Below are 22,214 nucleotides of genomic sequence, written 5' to 3'. Positions count from 1 at the left end.
AATCAACGAATTTAATCAAATAATAAATAGTAATAAAGCTGCTTAACTAATTGTCCAGATTTCGTTTGGATATCCAAATCTTAGATATGATTGTATCTAAGATGTAGTTTAGCGTTTTAGCATCTTCTTTAGCGCCATTAGCACGACCTGCTTTTTGGTTCCATCTTTTGATATCCCACTTGTGACTAAGAGAAGTCTCTTTGCGAATACCATCTACTGTGATTCTAAGGTAAACACCTCTTAAATCACTTTTCTCTCTATTGGGTTTAAGAAAGAAATTAATTGATAACTGTTTTTCTAACATAATTCAACTGTTTTTAATATTAATAAATGTCGAATTAAAACGTTCCAAAATCACAGTCTAAAACTCTCTGGCACCCTTTGGCGTCAGGGTTTGCTAAGTTGAAAGGTGCGCATCACTTGAATATTTTTTTGTGCACCGAATCTATAACCTTTTTACGTGCACTTTTGAACAAAATGCGATACCCCTAAAAAAGAAAAAACCTATAACTCATTGTGAATCATAGGTTTTGTGCTTTTTTGATGACTTTTAAAAAGTTATCTTTTATAAATCAGCGGAGAAAGAGGGACTTAAACAATCATTTTTTATATAATTTACTTCAATCTTAATCAATCTCGATGTAAAATAATTTACTTAATAACAGCATATTATGGTGTTTTTAATATTCAATTAAGTTTTTTAAGATTGAAATAAATTGAATAATTGTTGACTAAATGTTGACTAAATATATTTTAATCACTAATTTTGTGGCTGTAAAACATTCTCATTATGGCTACAATCAAATATCTTTTACAGAGCAGTAATCCTAACGCACCAGTATATCTCCGTCTTTCTTTAGGAAGAAAAAAAGGATTAAAGAGAAAGACTGGTTATGTTTGTAATCCTCAAGACTGGAGTAGTGCAACAAGTTTTCCGAAAATGAACAATGCACATAACAAACAGATACAGTCTAATCTCAAAAAGTTAGAATCGTTTGTTATTGAGCAATTCAATACAGATAACTCCAAAGGAGTTCTTATAGACGGAGATTGGTTATTGGGGATTATAGACTTATTTCACGGTAGGAAAGAACCTGAATCGTTAGAATATTTGGTAGAGTACGGAGAGCATTTTATAAGCCGACTTCCTTTCAGGGTTTCACAAGGAGGTAAAATGGGAGTAAGCAAAGACACTATCACAAAGTACACAACAATCGTATCTAAGCTAAAAGATTTTCAAATACATAAAAAGAAAAAATATTTAGTCAAGGACGTAGATTTGAACTTTAGAAGTGAGTTCTTGGAATACTTGACCCAAGTAGATAAAATTAATCAGAACACAGCAGGTAGATATATAAGTTTTGTGAAAACAATTATCAGAGATGCTCGTAAAAGCGGTATAGAAGTGAGTGTACAGATTGATGATTTTACTGGATTTACAATAAAACCTCCGATTGTTACTTTTTCGTTCGATGAAATTAATACTATTAGAGATAAGGAATTTAAGAAAGATGTTCATAACATCACAAGAGACTGGTTTGTGATAGGTTGCTATTTGGGTCAAAGAGCATCAGACTTATTTAGAATGAATACCAAAATGATTGAAAAAATAGGAGGTTATGACTTTGTGGTATTAACACAGGAGAAAACAGATAAATTAGTTCAGATTCCTATTCACGAAGAAGTACAAAAAGTATTAGATAAAAGAAAGGGTAAATTTCCACCGAAATTAGCAGAGAATATGGATAGCTGTACAACCTTGTTTAACAGACATATCAAAGACGTGTGTGAGATTGCTGAAATTAACGATGTGGTAACTGGTAATTTACTCGACCACGAAACAAAACGAAACAAAACAGGTAAACACGCCAAATGGAAATTAGCATCTTCCCATTCGTGTCGCAGAAGTTTTGCTACAAACTTTTATGCTCAAAGAGAATATCCAACACCTTTATTAATGAACATCACAGGACACGGTACAGAAGAAATGTTTTTGAATTACATAGGTAAAGAGCCGATTGATTATTCTCTCCAGTTAGCTGAAATATGGAAAAACAAAGCTCAAGAAAGAGAGAAAACAAAGAATGACAAAGAACCAGTAAAATTAACAGTTTTAAAAACAGCTAATAATTGATAGTTATGATACCAGTAGAGTTTAAAGAAACAACGAAAATATTAGATGAGTTTATTGAGTTTGCAAGAGTTTTACCTCCTGACGTACCCTCTGAACCTGAATTTCACATAAACAAGAAAACAGGTAAAAATTGGGGAACAGAACTAACTCAATCCTTTGCTAAAGAGTATAAATCACTATCAGAGAAAGGGAAATATTTTACTGGCTGTCCATTCAGTATATACCAAAATCATTACCAACAAAGATTATCAAAGTTTTTAGAAGACAAAATTGATGTTTTGGAGATTGATTTTATTCTGAATGATTATATCTTACTGAATGAGGATAAAGTCGAATATTACAGTCCTGATGAGTTAAGAGAGCAAATAAAGGCTTCTTTTCGGAGAACTAAAGAATTTTTACAAGATAGTGTTAATCAATTAGGATACAAGTTAGTTAAAACAAAAGATGATTACAACAATTTGAAATTTTATTATGTAAAAAATACAATTTCAAGTAATGAAACCGAATTAATAGACTTGAGTGATACTAACTTATCGCAGAAAATTATTTACTTAGAACTTTTAGGTGTAATTGAGTTCGTAAGAAGTAAATACAAGTATGGTGTTTCCAATAATCAAATAGCATCTGTTTTGAGTGCTATTACTGGAGAGAAACCACAATCAATACAATCAGCACTTAACCCGATAAACAATCGAGAAGTTAGTCAAAAAAATAATCCGTTCAGTAATGAGAAGTCTGTCGAAAAAATCAGATTAAAACTCATAGAGTTAGGAGTAGAACTACCTGATTAAATTCGATTCAATCTTTTTAGGGATTCCCTAAAATCCCCCTAATAGACCTTTGTACCATAATCATAAAATAAGAAATATTATGGAACAAATTCAAATTTTAGGGGTAAATCCCCAACAGTTACAACAAGAGATTTTAGAGGGATTAAAATCTGAAATTAAGGCATTAAAAAACTCGTTAACTCCGCAAGTTCAAAGAGAGGGTTATATAACTCGAAAAGAAGCAGCCAGACTGTTAGAAGTCGATTTAGGCACTCTTTGGAATTGGAAGAATAAAGGGTATTTAATGCCTTGTTATATCGGACGTAGAGTTTACTACAAACAGTCTGATATTGACAAAGCAATGATTCAACAAAAATAATCGTTGCTATGAAAACAGTCATTATACAAAAAGTTCTTTTAAGCGATTTAAGAGGGCTTTTGATTCAGCACAACCAATTTAGTCAAAAACAGCTAAAACTCGATTACGCAGTATTCTTTGTAAGCCTAATCAATAAATTACCTACTTTTTACAGAAGTGAAGAACAGGAAGAAAGAACAGCCCGACTAAATTCTCAAATAATGAAAGAATATTCCAGCAATTACAAAACCTACATTGATTTTTTAGTTAAGAAAGAATTGATAGAATTGGTTAAGGAGTATGGAGCAGATACAGGAGAAAGCAGAACTTATAAAATAGCTGATAAGTATTCTTGTAATGAGATTGTAAGTTATCCGATTACAGATAAAAAACTACTTGGTAAGTTTACAGATAAAACAACAGTTGTAAAAGGAAAAGAAATCTGTAAAGCTCAAAGACCTCATCTTGTTAAGTTCTTTGATGAGCATTTACAGATTAACAGTCGCAAGGCTTTTAAAGTAGTAGAACCGTATCTAAAAGAAAATTATGCAAAATATTTGTGTGGCACACAACTTATAACCGAATTTCATACACAGGACTGGCATTATTCCATTAAACCTGAATCTGATAACAGGTTACATAGCAGTCTAACAAGATTAAACAAGATTCTTAGAGCATTTGTAACCTACAAAGGAAAATATTTAGGCTGTGTTGATGTTCGGACTTCACAACCTTATTTCTTGTCGGTTATTCTGAAAGCTATTTTGTCAAAGGACAAGAAACTTTTTAAGCAGATTGGAGCAACTTCAACCTCTTTATTGACAAATAAAAACATAGAAGAGTTATTTGCTTTGGAAATTGACAGAGATGAGGTAGAAAGGTTTGTTCTGTCAGTTATTGATGATAAAGAAGATTTTTACACTTTGATTCAGGAAGAATTAGATATTACCTATGATGAAGCAGGAAAGCCATTCAGAATGGTTACAAATTACTCTAATCGTAAAAAGAAAATAATTAACAAAGAAGAACCGAGAAAAAAAGAAGTTTACGAATCTGAAAGAGATTTTGCTAAATCGGTTGTTATGGAGATTTTTTATAGTAGTTCTAAATCAACTGTTCCAGAGATAAAAATGTTCAGAGATAAATTTCCAAGTGTATTCAAAATTATGAGTTATATCAAAAATGAATGTGTTGAGCTTTATACATTGTTAAGTCATATAGAAGCATACTGTTTGTTAGACTATGTTGCTTTGCAATTTAACAAGAAATATCCTGATATTCCTTTATGGAGCATTCACGACAGCTTGGTAACGACAGAGAATTATCTACCTCTACTGAAAGAAGAAACAGAAAGACTGTTGTATGATATAACAACTTTAAAAGTAAATACTAAAGAGGAATACTGGTAATAATAATAGTAAGGAATACCTGTAAAGAATATACTTGTAGTATATACTATATGTATAACAATCCTTTTACCCCCTAATGTTGCAGTTTTTCAAAATCAGTAAAATTTTAAAAATGCTAAATATTGATAATCAGTATTTAGCATTTTTTTATTTTACAAGAAATAAGAATATACCTTTGTTGTCAAGAGATTAAAAACTATATTTGTCAATCTCTATTAAACAAAAGAGTTGTTATGAAAAATCAAGCATCTATCAATGATACCAGTATTGAATCAGCAGGGATTCCTAAAGACTATAAGGAGGCGATTGCAGAATTGATATGGAATGGTTATGCTGCCAAAGCAACTTGGGTAAACATAAAATTCGACACCAACGAAATAGATACAATTAATTCTCTAACAATATCTGATAATGGAGAGGGAATTGACTACGGCACATTAAATCAGACCTTTGGTGCTTTCTTAGATTCTCAAAAAAGAAACTCATTTCAAAGGTCATCCTACACGAGAGGTAAAAAGGGAAAAGGTAGATATTCTTTTGCTACATTGGCAGGTAAAGCCACTTGGAAAACGGCGTGTAAACAGGACGGCAAAACACTTGCTTATGATATTGTTATATCAAAGAATAGTAAACACGAATACGAAGACCTTAATAAAAAAGTTTATGATGATAAGCCAACAGGTACAGATGTAATACTTGATGAGCTTTTTGGCGTGACTGCTTATCATTTCGATTCAGAAGAATTTGTACTACACTTGGTCAGAGAATTTGGTTGGTTTTTATTTTTAAATAAGGATAATGATTTTTCCCTGTGTATAAATGACACCCCTATCAATTATCAATCTATAATAGCAGAAAGTGATATTAGAGAGCTTTCAATCAAAGATAATGATAACATTAATCATAAGTTTTTGGTTACATACATTAGATGGAATGAAAGTATTGGAGATAAGTACTATTACTACTTCTTGAATGGAGAAAAAAGAGAAAGTGCCAAAAAGCTCACATCATACAACAACAACGCAATAGATTTTCATCATAGCGTTTTCGTGGAATCTCAATACTTTGACAGTTTTGTTTTAGATAGCAATGATAGTGACGAAAATATATTTAATAGAAATCAAACACATATAGTTTTTAAAACACTTATTAAGGACTTGAACGAGTTTCTATTCAGAAAACAAAAAGACTTTGTCAGAGAAAATGCTGCTAATGATTTAGTTCTTAAATATGAAAGTAAGGGAGTTTTTCCAAAATTTGGAAAAAATGATTATGAACAAGCAAGAAAACAAGATTTAATTACCGTTGTTAAAGAGCTTTACTGTGTTCAACCAAAAATATTCAAAGGTCTAAAATCAGAACAAGAAGTTACTTTTATAGGTTTTCTTAATCTGTTATTAGATACAGACGAAAGAGAAAATATAATAACCATTATTGAAAATGTAACAAGGCTGACAAGTGAAGAAAGAGAAGAACTTTCTAAAGTGTTAAAGAAAACAGGACTTTCAAAAATAACAGAAACAATAAAACTGATTGATGATAGATATAAAGTCGTAGAGTTATTAAAAACCTTGACTTTTGATTTAAAAAAATTTACAACAGAAAGAAACCATATTCAAAAAGTCATTGAAGAAAATTACTGGATGTTTGGAGAACAATATCACTTAACATCAGCTGATAGAAATTTTGAAGAATTACTTTCAAATTACTTGTACATAATTGACGGTATTACAGAAAAGCAAGAAATTAATTCTTACGATTGGAAAAGACGACCAGACATATTTGCTTGTAGAAAGCGTAATATTCCTGATACACAAGATGAGCAGTACCAATTAGAAGAAAACATCCTTATAGAGCTAAAAAGACCTACTGTACCTATCACGAAAACAGAATTTAGACAGATTGATGATTATTTAGATTTTATTCTGAAAGAAGACAGGTTCAATAGCCAATTGAGAAACTGGAAATTCTATGTAATAAGTAACCAAGTTGATGATTACATAAAAAAACAATATGAAGCCTTTAGAGATAAAGGAAAACGTTTCTTGGTTCAACAAGCAGGACGTTATGAAATATATGCTTTAACTTGGGATGACTTATTTAGAACATTTGAGATAAAGCACCAGTATCTGCTGGATAAGTTAGACTTTGATAAAAAGGTCATTCAAGACGAACTAAAGATAAAAGGAATTAGCCTGAACAGGGATAGTTCAGATTCAATGACAACAAAGATTATAGAGATTAATCAAAGTCAATAGTAATTTTTATATTCAATAATTGGTAAATTACTTTGTAGGTAGTAAATTACTTTCTAATTTTGCCCCATTCATCAAGAAGTGCAAAAGCACTACCAACCTGCTGACAAGCGAAGGTGGTAAAACGATGAGTCTAACTCTAAAGAAAAAATATGTATGAAAGATTCTTATTCTGAAATTAAAAACACAATTCTACACTTTTGCGAGGATATTGACGTTGATGACTTTGCAGAGTTTCATCTTCACAGATTGGTATATGAAACAACTGAATCATTAGTAAGGCTTTACAATCAGGAAATAGATATTGGTATCACAGGAGAGAAGCTCCAAATTTTATACTTTATAATCTTTCATAAGCTATTCATAAGGAATCTTGGTAAAAGTCCAATCGTTCTATCTTCTGAAACAAAGTCAGTACAAGTCAAGGGGAAAATTTCTCTGACGAATAATGGGTTTGAGTTTCAGAACGAAAGCAGAAGTTTCCTGAAATTAGTTTGATAAATCAGATGTTTATCAGTAGAATATGTATCACAATTCGTAAATTTGCAGAAATGATAAAACAGAAAATATAAGTAAAAGAAAATTTTAGATAGTAAAAAATAGATTAGCATTAGCTATTAATCTTGTTCAAGAAAACTGGTAATTTTTAAGAAACACAAGAATAATAGGCTCAATGCTCGTGTTTAGGCACGGGCTTGGCTTATTTGTGTTTCGGGCAATACCAGTGCCTCTTGAACAGTAAGCTAAAGTACCGTGCTTTTCTTTTGTTCAAAATCAAACTTCACTTTCGGTACTGGTGGATATTTTCAGGAATGGAAACAGATATTCAAAAAACGGTAAAAGAGTTAGAAAACAATCAAAAAACAAAAATCTCATTTCAAGGTAAAGAGTTTTTCCTGTGTAAAAAGCAGAACCAAGTTAAGATACTTCCCAATTTTCATATAGGAATCAAGCTAATTACACTTGTTGTTAGTCTTCTCGTTAGTTTCTTTCTAATTTCTTTACTAATGACATTATTGGGTTATATCATTGACGAATTTGATTTGTTTAGTGGGTATAATTCAGACGGCACATATACATCTGTTTCAGGTCAAGGAATAGTAGGTGTTATAGCTGAAAAATTTTGGTTTGTATTCTTAGTCTTGTCTGTTTTCGGAGCTTACAGATTGTCTAAAGCCTTTAATTTATGGCTAATGAAGATTGTCCATAAATCCGAATATTTAGCTCTAAGAGATGCTTTGAATAACTCTGTGATACAAATGCCTGTTCAGGACGATAAAGAAACTGATAGTTTGTCAGAGATTAAAGAATTAAATCTCAATGACCACACAGATTATGAACGATTACAAGAAATTCTAAATAACGCTGAACGCAAACTAAATCAATACAAAGATGAATAATATTCCAAACGATATAGCATTAGACTTAGTCAGAGAACTGAAAAAACACTCAAAAACCTCTCATACTACCAACGATTTACTTAGTAAAGCAAATAACTATCTGACCAAAACAAACTGGTTTAACAGTCTTTCTGACGAAGAAAAAGCAGAAGTTAAGAGCAAGGGTGTTTTACAACTTTTGGACGAATTAGAGGAGCTTAAACCGACTGAAATTACAGAAGATGAACCTGTAAATGAAACAGTATCCACACCTCAACGAGTGGATACAATTTCTCAATCTGATAAAGTTGAACAAGCCCTAAACAAAGGCAAATACAAGTCGATAAAGAGAGTTATAGCAAGAGAATTTCTGTTTGTATTGTCAGGGTTTGTTTTGTTTCTGATTGCCATAACAATATTGTTTGTATTGGGATTTGGAGATGATGACGAGTTAGGTTTGAAAGTGTTTACAGGAGTGCTTGTCATTTTGTTCATTTTTCGTTATATCTACTATGCTACAAAATGGAGTATCAAAACGTTAAAAAGCTAACCCTATGGGGCTAATAACCAAACATAAGACTTGGATAATTCTCATTTTTTCGAGTATTACAACAGTTCTAAGCTACCTGAATGAAGATATGCTAAATAAGCCTGTTCTTTGGGTTTTATTACCATTGACAGGAATTATCTCAACGCTTCTGTTTTCAGGCTTTCTGTGGCTTTCTATTCCGTTGTATGACTACCTCAACGGATACTACAAAGGAGGTAGTAACAGTAAAACAGAATCTGTCCAAAACAAAGCCCCTTTCCTGCTTTTCATCATCATTTCAGGCTTAATCAATATACTGTTATATTCTACCCAAAACATAACAATCCTAAGTCTGATTTATGACAAAAGCCAATAAGTAAAAAATTCTGTAAATACGAGAGTAAATAGTATATGGGCAATATACCCCCTGTTTCATTCAAAAAGAAATTCGATTATGTTGGTATGGGTGGGGTCTTTACTTCTGCTTTTGGTAGAATATTTTTCAACTTTTTTTTCTCTGCTCGACTTGTTAGGGTAACTCTGCAAGGTGTTTTATGCTTCTATATGAAATTACTCTTATTTTGGTTGATTGTCATCAGGGAGAAAGGAAAAGAACCTAATCAGGGAGAGGGTTAATAAACAACATCAGAGCAATGTAATTTGGCAAAGGTTTGGTAAGTGTGAAAAGGTCTAAAAAATTAACTCTTTTTGAAATTGTTGGCTAAATGTTGACTAAATAAAGAAATAAAAAACCGTAAACAACTGGTATTTAGTTATTTACGGTTAATTGTTGCGGAGAAAGAGGGATTCGAACCCCCGGACCTGTTACAGTCAACAGTTTTCAAGACTGCCGCAATCGACCACTCTGCCATTTCTCCAGTAGTCTGCTTTACTTCTGTATTGCGAGTGTAAATATAGTGCGTTTTTTCAATTATGCAAAAAAGAAAATCTATTTTTAATGCAAAAAAACACAACTACCTCACACACTACTTTTTAATAGGTTACATAATCGGTAATTTCCAATCCGTATCCCATCATACCTACGCGTTTTTCTGGTTCAGAATTGGTCATTAAACGAATATTGGTGATACCAAGGTCATGTAAAATTTGAGCTCCTATACCAAAATCTTTTTCGTCTCCAGGTAACTTTGGAGTTTCTATATCCAATTTACCGCTTAATTGCTCCTTAATGAAATTTAGACGTCTCAATAAACTAATATTTTGTGCATCTTGATTGATGAATAAAATAGCACCTTTACCTTCTTCATTAATCTTATTGAAAGCAGCTTCGATGCGCAAATCCAATTTACCACTTAACGCATCTAAAATATCATTACTTCCAATCATCGAATTGATACGCGTTAATATCGCTTCTTCTTCGCTCCACTCCCCTCTTGTCAAGGCGATATGAATCTGTTTATTGGTTATTTGTTGATAAGCGCGTAAGCGGAATTTTCCAAAACGCGTTTCAATTTCAAAATCTTCTTTTTTGTCGATCAAACTATCGTGTTTCATGCGGTAAGCAACCAATGCTTCAATCGAGATGATTTTTAAATCCCATTTTTTGGCCACCTCAATCAATTGTGGCAAACGAGCCATTGTACCGTCTTCATTTAGGATTTCAACTAAGATACCCGCAGATTTAAATCCAGCTAAACGAGCTAAATCTACTGCTGCCTCCGTGTGCCCAGTTCGACGCAATACTCCGCCTTGTTTCGCAATCAAAGGGAAAATGTGTCCAGGGCGTCCTAAATCTTCTGGTTTTGTGGATTCATCAACTAAAGACAAAATCGTTTTAGCTCTATCTTGTACAGAAATACCCGTTGTACATCCATTGCCGATCAAATCTATAGAAACCGTAAATGCCGTTTGGTGTAATACGGTATTGTTTTGCACCATGGGTTTTAGATCCAACTCTTTGCAGCGCTTTTCATTCAATGGAGCGCAAATTAATCCACGCCCATGAGTGGCCATAAAGTTGATCATTTCTGGAGTAGCCATCTCCGCTGCTGCTATAAAATCTCCCTCATTCTCACGATCTTCGTCATCCACGACAATAATAACCTTTCCTGCTTTGATATCTGCTATAGCTTCTTCTATCGTATTTAGTTGAATGTGATTCGTTGACATAATTAAGTATTTTTTGTGTGTGTTATTCTATGGTTTGTTTTTCTTCTGTTTGTTCCTTCTTGGAAAATAATCGTTTAAAGAAGTCACCCACGGTATAAAAGAAGCCTAAAAAGTTTACTTCTCCATTATCTCTTGTTGCCTTGAGCGTAAGGAAAATTGCCAAAGGTGTTAAGATTAATGCCCCTGCCCAAGCACCTAAAATCGGTTGAATCCCATCTTCTTGTGCTAACTTCTTCCCAAATGTATTGACAAAGTGGTAGAGGATGAAAATAATAACGGCGAAAACAATAGGCAATCCCAATCCACCTTTGCGGATAATCGCCCCTAAAGGTGCTCCAATAAAGTACATTAAAAAGCATGAATATGCAATTACAAACTTTTCGTATAAGGCCAAATAGTGATCGTTGATCTTTTTAATCTGTGCCAAACTAGAAGCATCATTGCTCTCCGTATTGAACAATATATTGTTTGTATAGTCAATGGCAGATTGTACAATTCTCCCTTGACTATTGGGTGTAAACGCGGTTAAAAATTCGCCTTCAATACTCTTTTCTTTTACTTTTAAACTGTCAATCACTGGTATTTCACTTGACTGAGCGGCTGTCTTTGCCTTGTAATTGTATGGCGTATAAATCGTATTATAGCGAACTAATAGATTTTCCATATTGGAATTCTTTTCCTTCGTTAAGCTTGACTCTAAGGAATCTATCGTATACGTTAGTTCCTTGATATTCAACATATGATAGGTATTCTTAATCTCTTCACGTTGTGCACCGTCATCTTGCAGTGCAACTAGATCAATATTCATGGTATACTTTTCAAAAGCCACTTTTATAAAGGGCTTTTTTCTCATTTGCGCACTTGATTTAGGAACGACATCCTCATAGTAATTTCCATCATAGAGATGCAAATTCAAAATATTCGAAGTATTATCTGACGCTAATTCACCATCTATAGAACGAATAACAGCTTTATTATCATAACCCGAGGCCGATTTGATATGCATGGTAACATTCTCGAGATATTGCCCTTTATCGCCTGTTTTCTTATCTACTTTTATATTAATCGCTCCTACATCATTAAATTGTCCGGCGGCAATCGCCATCGCAGGTTTAGTTTGCAAAATCTCCTTTCTCATATTGATAAAGCGATATTCAGCTTTTGGAATAACGTCATTTGCAAACCAAAAGGAAATAATAGCTAGTATGGCAATAAAGATAGAAAGCGGTTGCATCGCGCGTTTTAAAGAAATCCCAGAAGCTTTCATTGCGGCAAACTCGTAGTGTTCTGCAAAGTTTCCAAAAGTCATGATCGAGGCTAATAGCACTGATAAAGGCAAGACCAAGGGAATCATCTTAGGCGAATAAAACAGTAAAAACTGCACAATAATAAAGAAATCTAAATCCTTTCCGGCCAATTCTGTAATGAACAACCAAATTCCCTGTAATATGAATATGAAATAGAGAATAATAAACACTGTAAACAGCGTTGACACAAAAGAGGTTAGTATATAGCGATCAAGTATTTTCACGTAGCGTAATTAATCTATGTTATTGATGTAATAATTTGGATAATCTGCGCTTGTAAAGGTAAAGTGATTTTTCGACATACTTTGATTTGTTTTAAAAGATTTAACCGTCAACACCGACTTCGATCCGTTTTTATTCACTTGAATTTTAGTATAGATCTGTTTTGTAGCGTGATCTACCCCTACCAACACCTCTTTTATTCCCGATTTCTTATCTGTTGGAATAAGTTTAATGTATTGAATTTCTTTTCCTTTGATATTCTGAGCAATATCCCACTGTAAATCATACCCTGACTTATAAAAAGTTAGTATTTGAAGTGGTAAAGCATTGTCAATCTTATTGGGGTCGTATTTAGAAACAGTCACTTCTTTATCTTCATCGCTGATCGTGTAGATTTTCTTTCCATCAAAAATACGCGTCATATCCATGAAAGACAAGCGATATAAATTCTCTTTTAAATCAATATGTCCTTCTGTTTCTTGATTGATATCCCCCGATTTACCGTCAATTTGGGCATAGTGAAAGTCAATAGAAATCGTTGAATATCCCGCTATTTTTTTATTTACTTCATCTAAATAGTTCCTAGCGCGTTGACTCGTTTGTCCATAAGTTAACGCTGCAGTACAAGTCAATAAAAGTACTAGTATTTTTTTCATTTTTGTTTCTTGTTTTCTTAGTTAAATAGATCATTTTGTTCTTCTTGGAAGAAGTGTTCCAGCGCCACTAAGTCTGGAATTAATACACTGCGTGCTTTACTCCCTTCGAACGGTCCCACAATCCCAGCTGCTTCCAGTTGATCGATAATTCTTCCTGCGCGATTATAGCCCAATTTCAATTTTCGCTGTAAGAGAGAGGCAGAACCTTGTTGAGCCGTCACAATGACAATAGCGGCGTCCTTAAACAAAGAATCGCGTTCGCTTATATCCATATCCAAATCAACTCCACTTCCTTCTTCACCAACGTATTCCGGTAATAAATACGCATCAGGATACGCTTTCTGTCCACCGATGTATTCTGTTATTTTCTCCACTTCTGGCGTATCAACAAATGCACATTGTACACGAACTAACTCATTTCCTTGTGTATACAATAAATCCCCTCGTCCAATTAATTGATCCGCACCTTGCTGATCCAAAATTGTACGTGAATCGATCTTCGAAGTAACGCGAAACGCAATTCTAGCAGGGAAGTTGGCTTTAATAATCCCCGTAATAACATTGACCGAAGGACGTTGTGTTGCAATGATCAAGTGAATTCCAATGGCACGTGCTAGCTGGGCTAAACGAGCAATTGGCGTTTCCACATCTTTTCCAGCTGTCATAATTAAATCTGCGAACTCGTCAATCACCAAGACAATATAAGGCAGAAAACGATGTCCATTTTCGGGATTCAAACGCCTTTGTTTGAATTTCTCATTGTACTCTTTGATATTGCGTACCATTGCATCTTTCAACAAACTATAACGATTGTCCATTTCAATACAAAGAGAATTTAATGTATTAATAACTTTCGCATTATCTGTGATAATCGCTTCTTCAGAATCAGGTAATTTCGCTAAGTAATGGCGTTCAATTTTATTGAAAAGCGTAAGTTCTACTTTCTTCGGATCCACCAAAACAAATTTTACTTCTGCTGGGTGTTTCTTGTATAGCAAAGAAGTAAGTAAAGCATTTAATCCTACCGACTTTCCTTGTCCTGTTGCCCCTGCCATTAACAAGTGTGGCATCTTAGCTAAATCCACTACAAAGGTTTCATTGGAGATGGTTTTCCCTAGCGCTACCGGCAACTCCATTTCAGCACTTTGAAATTTAGGTGAAGCAATCACACTACGCATAGAAACGGTAGATGGATTTGTATTTGGCACCTCAATACCGATAGTTCCTCTTCCAGGAATCGGCGCAATAATACGGATTCCCAATGCTGCTAAAGACAAAGCAATATCATCTTCTAGGTTTTTAATCTTGGAAATACGGACTCCCGCTTCGGGAACAATTTCGTATAGTGTAACCGTTGGTCCAACGGTAGCTTTAATTTGTGCAATATCTATTTTATAATTTCGCAGCGTTTCTACGATATTATTCTTATTTTCTTCTAACTCTTCTTGGTTAATGGTGATACTTCCCGTTCCATAATCCTTTAAAAGATCTATGGCTGGAAACTGATAGTTAGACAATTCTAACGTTGGATCGAACTCTCCAAAATCTTGAACCAATTGTGCCGCTAAATTCTCCTCTACCGTTCCCTCATCTTGAGCAGCTTCAATAACAAATTCTTCCGAAGGTCCTTTTTGCTCAACCTGCATAGGTTTACTTTCTTCTTCCTTTTTCGGGTGTAAATTCAACTCAGAACTGTGGCCAATTGTAGGTTTAATACTCTTGTGATCAATAGTAAAAGCCGTATTTTTAACCATTTCGGTTTCCGTGCTTGTTTCTTCTTGCATAGGTGGAGCAACAAGACTAAAATCTTCCTCCTCCTCTTTGATTGCTACTGTTGTTGCTGGAATAGGCTCTTGTTCTACCGGTTGAACAGGTGGAGTCACTTGATCAAAACTAGCATCATCCAATTTTGCTTTAGCTGAAAATGAAGAAAATTTTGCAGGTATAGTTGCAATAAAATCTCTAATCTTCGTTGGAGATAACTTATAGCGAAACAACAAGAACGTTAAAGTGATAAAACTAATTAATAAGATTGTTCCCGCTGTTCCCAGATAATCTGTCAAGTACAGGTTGATTTCGTAACCCACAGTTCCACCTAGCAGTGGATTGCTATTCCAAAAGAACCCTAAGAAGCTCCCCAACAAAATCATCGAAGTAAGATCCCAAAAAATAACTTTTTTAATTCTTCGAGAAGCAATGCCAAAAAAGGCATATACCCCAGTATGGATTAAAAGCTTAGCAAAAAAGAAAGAAGCAAGCCCAAATCCATTATAAATAAATACATGACCAAGATAAGCACCTAGTTTACCTAGCCAATTGTGAACTTCCAATTCTCTATCTCCTACTGCAGCTAAATTACTTTGGTCTTCTATTCCAGAAATAAAATAAGAAATGAAGCTTAAAGTAAGTGATATACCTATAATAATCAATAAAATAGAAAATAAAAAACGCGAATTCTTTAAAATAGCAGTATCGTATTTTTTAGTTTCAACAGGAGATTTTTTTTTATTCGTTGATTTTTTTTCTTTTTCCATTTATTCGTAGCAATTGATAAACTAAGCTCTTTTTCTAGCTAATGTAATAAAGTAAAAGATATCTTTAAAGAAGGTTCGATGTTTTACTTACAAAAAGGAACTCTTTTCTTTAAAAATATCTTCTTTTACTTGCTAGTGTCTTTGCTGTTATAGCGCAGCTAAAGCTAATTCGTAATTTGGTTCATTCGCTGTTTCAGCAACTTGTTCTGTGTAAACGATAGAACCTGCTTCATTAATCACAACGATTGAACGCGATAACAACCCTTCCAAAGGACCATCAGAAAAAGTCAGACCATAAGCTTGCCCAAATGATCCTGTTCTGAAATCAGATAACATCACAACTTGATCAATTCCCTCTGCTCCACAAAAACGAGTTTGCGCAAAAGGTAAATCTTTTGAAATACACAAAACAATTGTATTCTCCAATTGAGCTGCCTTTTCGTTAAATGTACGCACTGACATTGCACAAGTGGGTGTATCCACACTTGGAAAAATATTTAGTACAACTCTTTTTCCAGCGAAATCGCTTAATTTTTTTGTTGCTAAATCTGTTCCTACTAATTCAAAACCTGGAGCCACTGTGTTAATCTTCGGTAGCTCTCCAACGGTGTGAAAAGGATTGTTTTTTAATGTAACTGTTGCCATACCTTACTTTTTTTAGTCAAACAAAAATACGAAAAAATGCCTAAGTAATGCGTTTAAATCTTGCGAAGTCTTGTCGCAAAAACAACAATACAAAGGGCATATCCTCTACTTAGTGGTCCAATACTTCTTTCAAGGTTAAAACTGCTTGTTCTAATTCTCTTTCATTCATTGAAGCAAAACCAAAGCGAAAAGCATTCAGTTCTACATCTATTCGCTTTATTGCCAATTGTGGATGTTCAACGAGCTGCTTTATTTGGTAAGGAGCCTTTAACGTTAACCAAATAGCCATCCCGCCCGTGGGTAATTGATACTCCACATAGGACTTCAAGTGAACTTGCAACAATTCGTCTAAATAATCCCGACGAAAAAAGTAACATTTTTTCGCCTTCTTAAGGTGTCTTTTCAACTCTCCCTGTCGAATCAATTCAGCCAAAGCATTCTGCATATAACCATCTACACCAACGTCAATTAGTTTTCTCAACGATACCCCTTGTGCTATAAAGTTAAATGGCGCCACCATAAATCCAATGCGTATGGACGGATCTAATAACTTGGAAAAAGAACCAATGTAAATGATATTGCCCTGGTGTTGACTACTTGCCAAAGGTAAATAGGGAGATGAGGCATAGTGATAATCATAATCATAATCGTCTTCAATAATGGCAAAAGCATACTGTTGAGATAATTTCAACAAGGCGATCCGCCTTTCAATACTCAACGTTACCGTAGTTGGGTAATGGTGATGTGGAATAACGTAAATAGCTTTTATTTTTTGCGTGCGACAAATCGCTTCTACTTCTTCAACTCGAAGTCCATTTTCATCAACAGTAACTTCGAGAACGGTAGCTCCTGTTTGTTCAAAAACCTGAGTTGCCATGCCATAGTTGGGCTTTCCAACCACTATAACATCTTCTGAAGTAAGTAAAAGTTGAGCCGCTAAATAAATACTCATTTGTGCTCCATGGGTGATCAACACATGCTCCTTTTCGATATTGAGTCCGCGAGTCTCTGATAGATAGTCTGCTACTATCGTTCTCAACTTCAAACTACCTTGAGCTGTTCCAAACGTAGCAGTGCGAATACTGTGTTTTTTTGAAGTATAGGAGCGATAAATTTTAAGCAAATCGTCAATGGGAGACAACCGAACATCGGGAAATCCATCGTCAATAATCACCGTTGGCAAAAGAGATTGATCTTTAGTCGAAGGTGGCGTAATTTGCTTAAAAGACAATTCAAACTTAGCTGCATAAGAAGATTGATTTGCACCTTCTTCTGTCCATTTCTTTGGATGTAAATCTGGTATTTTAGCTGATACTGCTACATACTTACGCGGAACGGAAACGACCCAATCCTGCGCTTCTAACTCTTCATAAGCAGCTACAATAGTCTTGCGGTGTACACCTAACAATTTTGCTAAATCTCGCGTACTGGGCAAATGCGTATTTGCCTTGATAATCCCCTGACTGATCGCATTGATTAACGAAATGGCAATTTGCCTATAAACGGGTACTTTGCTTTCTCTATCTATGGGTATGATTCTTTCAAACGGCAACATATTGGACTACTAATATTAACTTAACTGGACCACAAAGATAGTCCTAATAGCCCATACTTTTGTCTAATAAAAGAAAAATAACGATGAATTACACTATTAAAAAAGCAAGCGTAGAAGATTTAGAAGAAGTGTCTGAACTATTTAATCTTTATCGGATTTTTTATCGACAAGAAACAGATTTACAAGAGAGTACCTCTTTCATTAAAGAGCGTCTTCTCCAAGGTGAATCTGATATATTTTTGGTTATTTACGACCAAAAAGCAGTAGGTTTCGTTCAATTGTACAAACTCTTTCACTACATTAAATTACAAAAACAATGGCTTTTAAGCGACTTATTTGTACATCCTGATTACAGAGGAAAAGGGTTGTCTGTTGCTTTAATCAATCGCAGTAAACAATGGTGTGAAGAAACAGGAGCTTGTGGTCTAATGCTCGAAACAGAAAAAACGAACATCATAGGTAATAATCTCTATCCGAAATGCGATTTTCAGTACGATGGAGTGCATAACTACTATAATTGGCGGAAATAAGTCTAGTTTGTTGGCGAAGTTTCGGCTTCGCCATTTTTGTTTTACCCTTTATTTTATTGCTATGTCGCACATACAAGAAAACATAGAGCACATCTTAGCCCGCATCGAGCGCGCCTGCTTAACCAACCACAGAGATCCCAAAGACGTACAGTTGTTATTAGCAACTAAAACAGTTCCTGCCGAACGGATTCGCCTAGCGCTAGAGACAGGCTTAACGTTAATGGGGGAAAACAAAGTTCAAGAAATAAAAGAAAAATACGACGAACTTTGCGATCTTAATCCAACTAACCACTTTATTGGTCACCTACAAACCAATAAAATTAAAGAGATTCTAAAATACAACGTTTCTTGCATCCACTCGATTGATCGCATCGACTTAGCAACTAAATTACACCAACGTCTAACTCTCGAGAATAAAACAATGGATGTCTTGATTCAAGTTAATACATCCAATGAAGAAAGCAAGTTTGGAGTTGCCCCAGAAGATGCTATTAACCTAATACAGCAAGTAGCTATGTTAGACACGTTGCACATTAAAGGACTCATGACAATTGGTCTTTTCAGCGCAGAAGAAGACAAAGTACGCGTTTGTTTTAAATTGCTCAAAAACATTCAACAAGAGGCTTTAAAGCTCAATATCCCCCACGTAGAAATGAAAGAACTCTCCATGGGAATGAGTGGTGACCTCGAAATCGCCATCGCAGAAGGAGCGACAATTGTACGTGTTGGTACAGCTATTTTTGGTGAGCGAATGTATCCCGATAGTTATTACTGGAACGAAAACAAATAATCACGTCGCCTGGTTTGGCATAAAAGTTGTATTTTTAACTGTAAACACAAAAAATATGAAAAAATACAATTTACAAACTGTTTTAATTCTAATGTTAGTGTCCCTATTTTCAACCACAATACGAGCACAAGAGCAAAGTTTTGGTCAGAAAATAGGGGCTTTACTCTATCAAATGACGAAAAGTGAGCCCGATCCTACTGCAATAGAACAACTTTTACAAACATTCAGAATCGACAATAAAGAAGTAAAAACAGGTACGCTTTCCTACAGTATTTTTGATGGTTTTGAGGGAGATCAGATGTATTATATTCCCTTCACGACAGCAGAAGAAAGTCGCTTCACTGTTGAACAATTAAAACAGGGGGATAAACTATTTTTTGGGGTACAGTTTTTATTAAAAAGTAGCTATAGCTTAGATCAAACTGGCCAAGTAACGTACAGCGATCCTAAGTATGCCTATAACGTAAATTACGAAGAGCTATTGCCTTTCTGTACAACGCCAATGAAATACAAGAATGGCAGCGGAAATAATCCCAATTCACCATTATTGAGTTGTATTTATACCAATCCAGATAGTAAAAAAAGAATGATGTATTGGGTTGTATTTGATCAACCCATTGGAAACACCCAAAGCAATACAATAAAAGAAATTAAGTTCCAGAGTATAGAACTTTGGCAAAATTAAAAAAAGGCTATGAATAGCCTTTTTTTATACGGTTATGTGATCTAATGAACTGTAAATTGAATTTTGCGATTTGAATTCAGGTACAATTTGCTTCAATGTCGTAACCAAGTACATTGTGTCTCTTTTCGTTTCTTCATCCATGACATTCACGCATAAATTCTCAATATCCTTCTTCGCCAAGACCAAATCTTGCTCCCTCACTTGTGCAATCATAATTTTCTCATGATGTGTCTTAACGGTATTTTCATCGTTAGCGAGTAACTCTTCAAAAATCTTCTCGCCTGGACGTAATCCCGTAATTTTAATATCGATATCATCAGGGTATACTAATCCACTCAACTGAATCATGCGTTTAGCTAAATCGATAATCTTCATAGATTTACCCATATCGAAAACGAAAATTTCACCGCCTTTCCCCATAATTGAAGCTTCCAACACCAACTGACAAGCTTCGGGAATCGTCATAAAATAACGCGTAATATCAGGATGCGTCACCGTTAAAGGCCCGCCTGCATCTAACTGACGCTTAAATAAAGGAATCACAGAACCGTTTGATCCCAATACATTTCCAAATCGAGTAACTATGAAGTTTGTACTACTCTTATCTTTTAAACTTGACACGTAAATTTCAGCTGCACGCTTTGTAGCACCCATAACGTTCGTCGGATTCACAGCTTTATCTGTAGAGATCATCACAAACTTTTTCACGCCAAAAGCAACAGACAAGTCAGCAATATTTTTTGTTCCCTTTATGTTGGTGTAAATGGCTTCATAAGGATAACACTCCATCAAGGGTACATGCTTATATGCAGCGGCATGATACACTAATTCAGGTCTATATTCCTCAAAGATGGCTTGCATATTGAGTTCCTCTCTAATATTCCCAACAACATATACAATGCGGTCTTTATGTTGAGACACCATGGATTGTTGTACATCGTATAGCGGAGACTCCGCGTGATCGATTAAAATCAGCTGTTTAAAATTAAAAAGCGCCACTTGACGAGCAATTTCACTACCAATCGAACCCGCAGCACCTGTAATCATAACAACTTTACCCTCAATCTCATTTGCAATAATCGGATTCTCAAGGTTAATCGCTTTACGCCCTAACAAATCATCAATACGCAATTCTTTAATTTGCCTATTGGTATACTTTCCATTAAGCCAATCTGTAGCCGCTGGAATAATTTTAATCTTAACTGGAAGTTCTACCAAATACTCCGCAATCTCATTTAAGCGGTCGCGCTGAATATTCTGGATGGAAATAATGATGTCATCGATACGATTATGCAAAACAAATTCAGCGCTAATCTCTTTACTTCCATAAATGCGATAGCCTGCAATTCGTTGTCCTACCTTCTTTTCGTTATCATCAATGAAACCAATGATTTGCGTTCTCACTTTCGTATCAGCTGCTAATGCATTCAACGTAATCAAACCTGAATCACCCGCCCCATAGATTAATACGCGCTTTTCATTGCGTACATCTAAAATATAGCTACGGTAAAACTGACTATAAAATAAACGTGCACAAACTAACATAGCTGCAGAAAGCAACATATGCATCACAATAAATGAATAGGATTGTCTCGCATAATCGTCCATTTGCTCCCCTGTCAACAAACCGTTTCGCTGCAAAACCGCAGGAATTGTAATTAAAATACTAGCAAAAAAACAGGTAATAAACACCAACTCAATGTCTTTGATCGATGTTTGTCGAATCAAACTTCGATAGGGTTTTACCAACCAAAAACTTAAAACATAGGCTCCTAAAACAATAGGCAACTTCAAATAAAACAGCTCTACTTCATAAGTTCCATAAAAATTACTCAAGAAAAGTAAAGAAATAAAATAAGTAAAAAGAATAATAAAAATATCTATTACAAATATAATACCCCGAGGGACATCTCTCTTCAATCTACTTTTTAAACGCTCAATCATAGCAATATAATTGGATAGTATTCTCTTTTTTCCAAAGATACTACATTTTCAACATTATTTAGCTAAAAATTTATCTGATAATTCTATAATAATAGTTTATTTTAAAATATTAGCTAAAAAACAAGCGAAAAAATAATTAATTTAATAATATAACTCAATATTAGCATTAATACACAAAATGAGATGTGTTTAGCGCGACAGAATCTTACTAATGAACAAACTGCGATAGAATAAAAAATGTTTATGGTACGTTGTGCGTTGTGCGTTGGTCGCGCGTCGTTGGTTGTGACGATTATCGTTTAAAGAGAACACTTCCTTATTTCAGAAAAATTGACCGATACCTCATAACAGATCACTGATAACAGATCACTGATAACCA

19 protein-coding genes, 1 tRNA gene and 1 riboswitch are annotated in these 22,214 nt (G+C 34.5%); of the genes, 11 read left to right on the top strand and 9 right to left on the bottom strand.

Annotated elements, in window-relative coordinates:
- Window positions 1–46: 46 nt before the first annotated feature.
- A complete protein-coding gene (locus tag ACPDG9_RS14885) occupies window positions 47–304 on the bottom strand; it encodes an Arm DNA-binding domain-containing protein (RefSeq protein WP_430528510.1) in 258 nt (85 codons plus the stop codon).
- 486 nt (window positions 305–790) lie between these two features.
- Between ACPDG9_RS14885 and ACPDG9_RS14880 the strand changes: the two genes are divergently transcribed.
- The 8 genes from ACPDG9_RS14880 (at window position 791) to ACPDG9_RS14845 (ending at window position 9,213) form a co-directional block, all read left to right on the top strand.
- Window positions 791–2,134 carry a phage integrase SAM-like domain-containing protein gene (locus tag ACPDG9_RS14880; RefSeq protein WP_430528509.1) on the top strand — a complete coding sequence of 448 codons (1,344 nt, stop codon included), beginning with the start codon at window positions 791–793 and terminating at the stop codon, window positions 2,132–2,134.
- A gap of 5 nt (window positions 2,135–2,139) precedes the next feature.
- Window positions 2,140–2,928 (top strand): hypothetical protein, encoded by a 789-nt coding sequence (locus ACPDG9_RS14875; RefSeq protein WP_430528508.1) that lies wholly within the window; start codon window positions 2,140–2,142, stop codon window positions 2,926–2,928.
- 79 nt (window positions 2,929–3,007) lie between these two features.
- Window positions 3,008–3,286 carry a helix-turn-helix domain-containing protein gene (locus ACPDG9_RS14870; RefSeq protein ID WP_430528507.1) on the top strand — a complete coding sequence of 93 codons (279 nt, stop codon included), beginning with the start codon at window positions 3,008–3,010 and terminating at the stop codon, window positions 3,284–3,286.
- Window positions 3,287–3,294: 8 nt separating this feature from the next.
- A complete protein-coding gene (locus ACPDG9_RS14865) occupies window positions 3,295–4,674 on the top strand; it encodes a hypothetical protein (RefSeq protein WP_430528506.1) in 1,380 nt (459 codons plus the stop codon).
- A 233-nt stretch (window positions 4,675–4,907) separates the two neighbouring features.
- Entirely contained in the window at window positions 4,908–6,932 is a 2,025-nt protein-coding gene (locus ACPDG9_RS14860; RefSeq protein ID WP_430528505.1) for an ATP-binding protein, read from the top strand.
- A gap of 63 nt (window positions 6,933–6,995) precedes the next feature.
- Window positions 6,996–7,091, top strand: a riboswitch (SAM-I-IV-variant riboswitch).
- A gap of 650 nt (window positions 7,092–7,741) precedes the next feature.
- The gene (locus tag ACPDG9_RS14855) at window positions 7,742–8,329 is read left to right on the top strand and encodes a hypothetical protein (RefSeq protein WP_430528504.1); all 588 of its coding nucleotides are present in this window, start codon (window positions 7,742–7,744) and stop codon (window positions 8,327–8,329) included.
- On the top strand, window positions 8,322–8,858 hold the full coding sequence (locus ACPDG9_RS14850) for a hypothetical protein (RefSeq protein WP_430528503.1): 537 nt from the start codon (window positions 8,322–8,324) through the stop codon (window positions 8,856–8,858). The genes ACPDG9_RS14855 and ACPDG9_RS14850 overlap by 8 nt, the downstream gene beginning before the upstream one ends.
- Window positions 8,859–8,862: 4 nt before the next feature.
- Complete coding sequence (locus ACPDG9_RS14845; protein WP_430528502.1) at window positions 8,863–9,213, top strand: hypothetical protein; 351 nt, start codon at window positions 8,863–8,865, stop codon at window positions 9,211–9,213.
- 417 nt (window positions 9,214–9,630) lie between these two features.
- Here the strand turns inward: ACPDG9_RS14845 and ACPDG9_RS14840 are convergent.
- The 7 genes from ACPDG9_RS14840 to ACPDG9_RS14810 form a co-directional block, all read right to left on the bottom strand.
- A tRNA-Ser gene (locus ACPDG9_RS14840) sits at window positions 9,631–9,715 on the bottom strand.
- A gap of 115 nt (window positions 9,716–9,830) precedes the next feature.
- Window positions 9,831–10,967, bottom strand: coding sequence for a 3,4-dihydroxy-2-butanone-4-phosphate synthase (ribB, locus tag ACPDG9_RS14835; RefSeq protein WP_430528501.1), 1,137 nt, complete (start codon window positions 10,965–10,967; stop codon window positions 9,831–9,833).
- Window positions 10,968–10,989: 22 nt separating this feature from the next.
- Window positions 10,990–12,498 (bottom strand): LptF/LptG family permease, encoded by a 1,509-nt coding sequence (locus tag ACPDG9_RS14830; protein WP_430528500.1) that lies wholly within the window; start codon window positions 12,496–12,498, stop codon window positions 10,990–10,992.
- A gap of 9 nt (window positions 12,499–12,507) precedes the next feature.
- Complete coding sequence (locus ACPDG9_RS14825; RefSeq protein ID WP_430528499.1) at window positions 12,508–13,152, bottom strand: LolA family protein; 645 nt, start codon at window positions 13,150–13,152, stop codon at window positions 12,508–12,510.
- Between the two features lie 17 nt (window positions 13,153–13,169).
- Window positions 13,170–15,686: a DNA translocase FtsK 4TM domain-containing protein gene (locus ACPDG9_RS14820; RefSeq protein WP_430528498.1), complete on the bottom strand. Its 2,517-nt coding sequence runs from the start codon at window positions 15,684–15,686 to the stop codon at window positions 13,170–13,172.
- Between the two features lie 147 nt (window positions 15,687–15,833).
- The gene (gene tpx, locus ACPDG9_RS14815) at window positions 15,834–16,331 is read right to left on the bottom strand and encodes a thiol peroxidase (RefSeq protein ID WP_430528497.1); all 498 of its coding nucleotides are present in this window, start codon (window positions 16,329–16,331) and stop codon (window positions 15,834–15,836) included.
- A gap of 109 nt (window positions 16,332–16,440) precedes the next feature.
- Window positions 16,441–17,886 carry a PLP-dependent aminotransferase family protein gene (locus ACPDG9_RS14810; protein ID WP_430528496.1) on the bottom strand — a complete coding sequence of 482 codons (1,446 nt, stop codon included), beginning with the start codon at window positions 17,884–17,886 and terminating at the stop codon, window positions 16,441–16,443.
- Window positions 17,887–17,969: 83 nt separating this feature from the next.
- On the opposite strand from ACPDG9_RS14810, the gene ACPDG9_RS14805 reads away from it, so the two are divergent.
- From ACPDG9_RS14805 to ACPDG9_RS14795, 3 genes are all read left to right on the top strand, one after another.
- Window positions 17,970–18,416 (top strand): GNAT family N-acetyltransferase, encoded by a 447-nt coding sequence (locus tag ACPDG9_RS14805; protein ID WP_430528495.1) that lies wholly within the window; start codon window positions 17,970–17,972, stop codon window positions 18,414–18,416.
- Window positions 18,417–18,477: 61 nt separating this feature from the next.
- Window positions 18,478–19,206 carry a YggS family pyridoxal phosphate-dependent enzyme gene (locus ACPDG9_RS14800; protein ID WP_430528494.1) on the top strand — a complete coding sequence of 243 codons (729 nt, stop codon included), beginning with the start codon at window positions 18,478–18,480 and terminating at the stop codon, window positions 19,204–19,206.
- Between the two features lie 55 nt (window positions 19,207–19,261).
- Window positions 19,262–19,891, top strand: a complete 630-nt coding sequence (locus ACPDG9_RS14795; protein WP_430528493.1) for a hypothetical protein — start codon at window positions 19,262–19,264, stop codon at window positions 19,889–19,891.
- 24 nt (window positions 19,892–19,915) lie between these two features.
- On the opposite strand, the gene ACPDG9_RS14790 is transcribed toward ACPDG9_RS14795, so the two are convergent.
- The gene (locus ACPDG9_RS14790; RefSeq protein WP_430528492.1) at window positions 19,916–21,835 is read right to left on the bottom strand and encodes a polysaccharide biosynthesis protein; all 1,920 of its coding nucleotides are present in this window, start codon (window positions 21,833–21,835) and stop codon (window positions 19,916–19,918) included.
- Between the last annotated feature and the right edge of the window lie 379 nt (window positions 21,836–22,214).

It is taken from the genome of Myroides sp. C6-3, from assembly GCF_050522425.1.
In the GTDB taxonomy this organism is placed as follows: Bacteria; Bacteroidota; Bacteroidia; order Flavobacteriales; family Flavobacteriaceae; genus Flavobacterium.
Note: the sequence above shows the minus strand (reverse complement) of the source record. Positions and strands in the feature narration are given on the sequence as shown.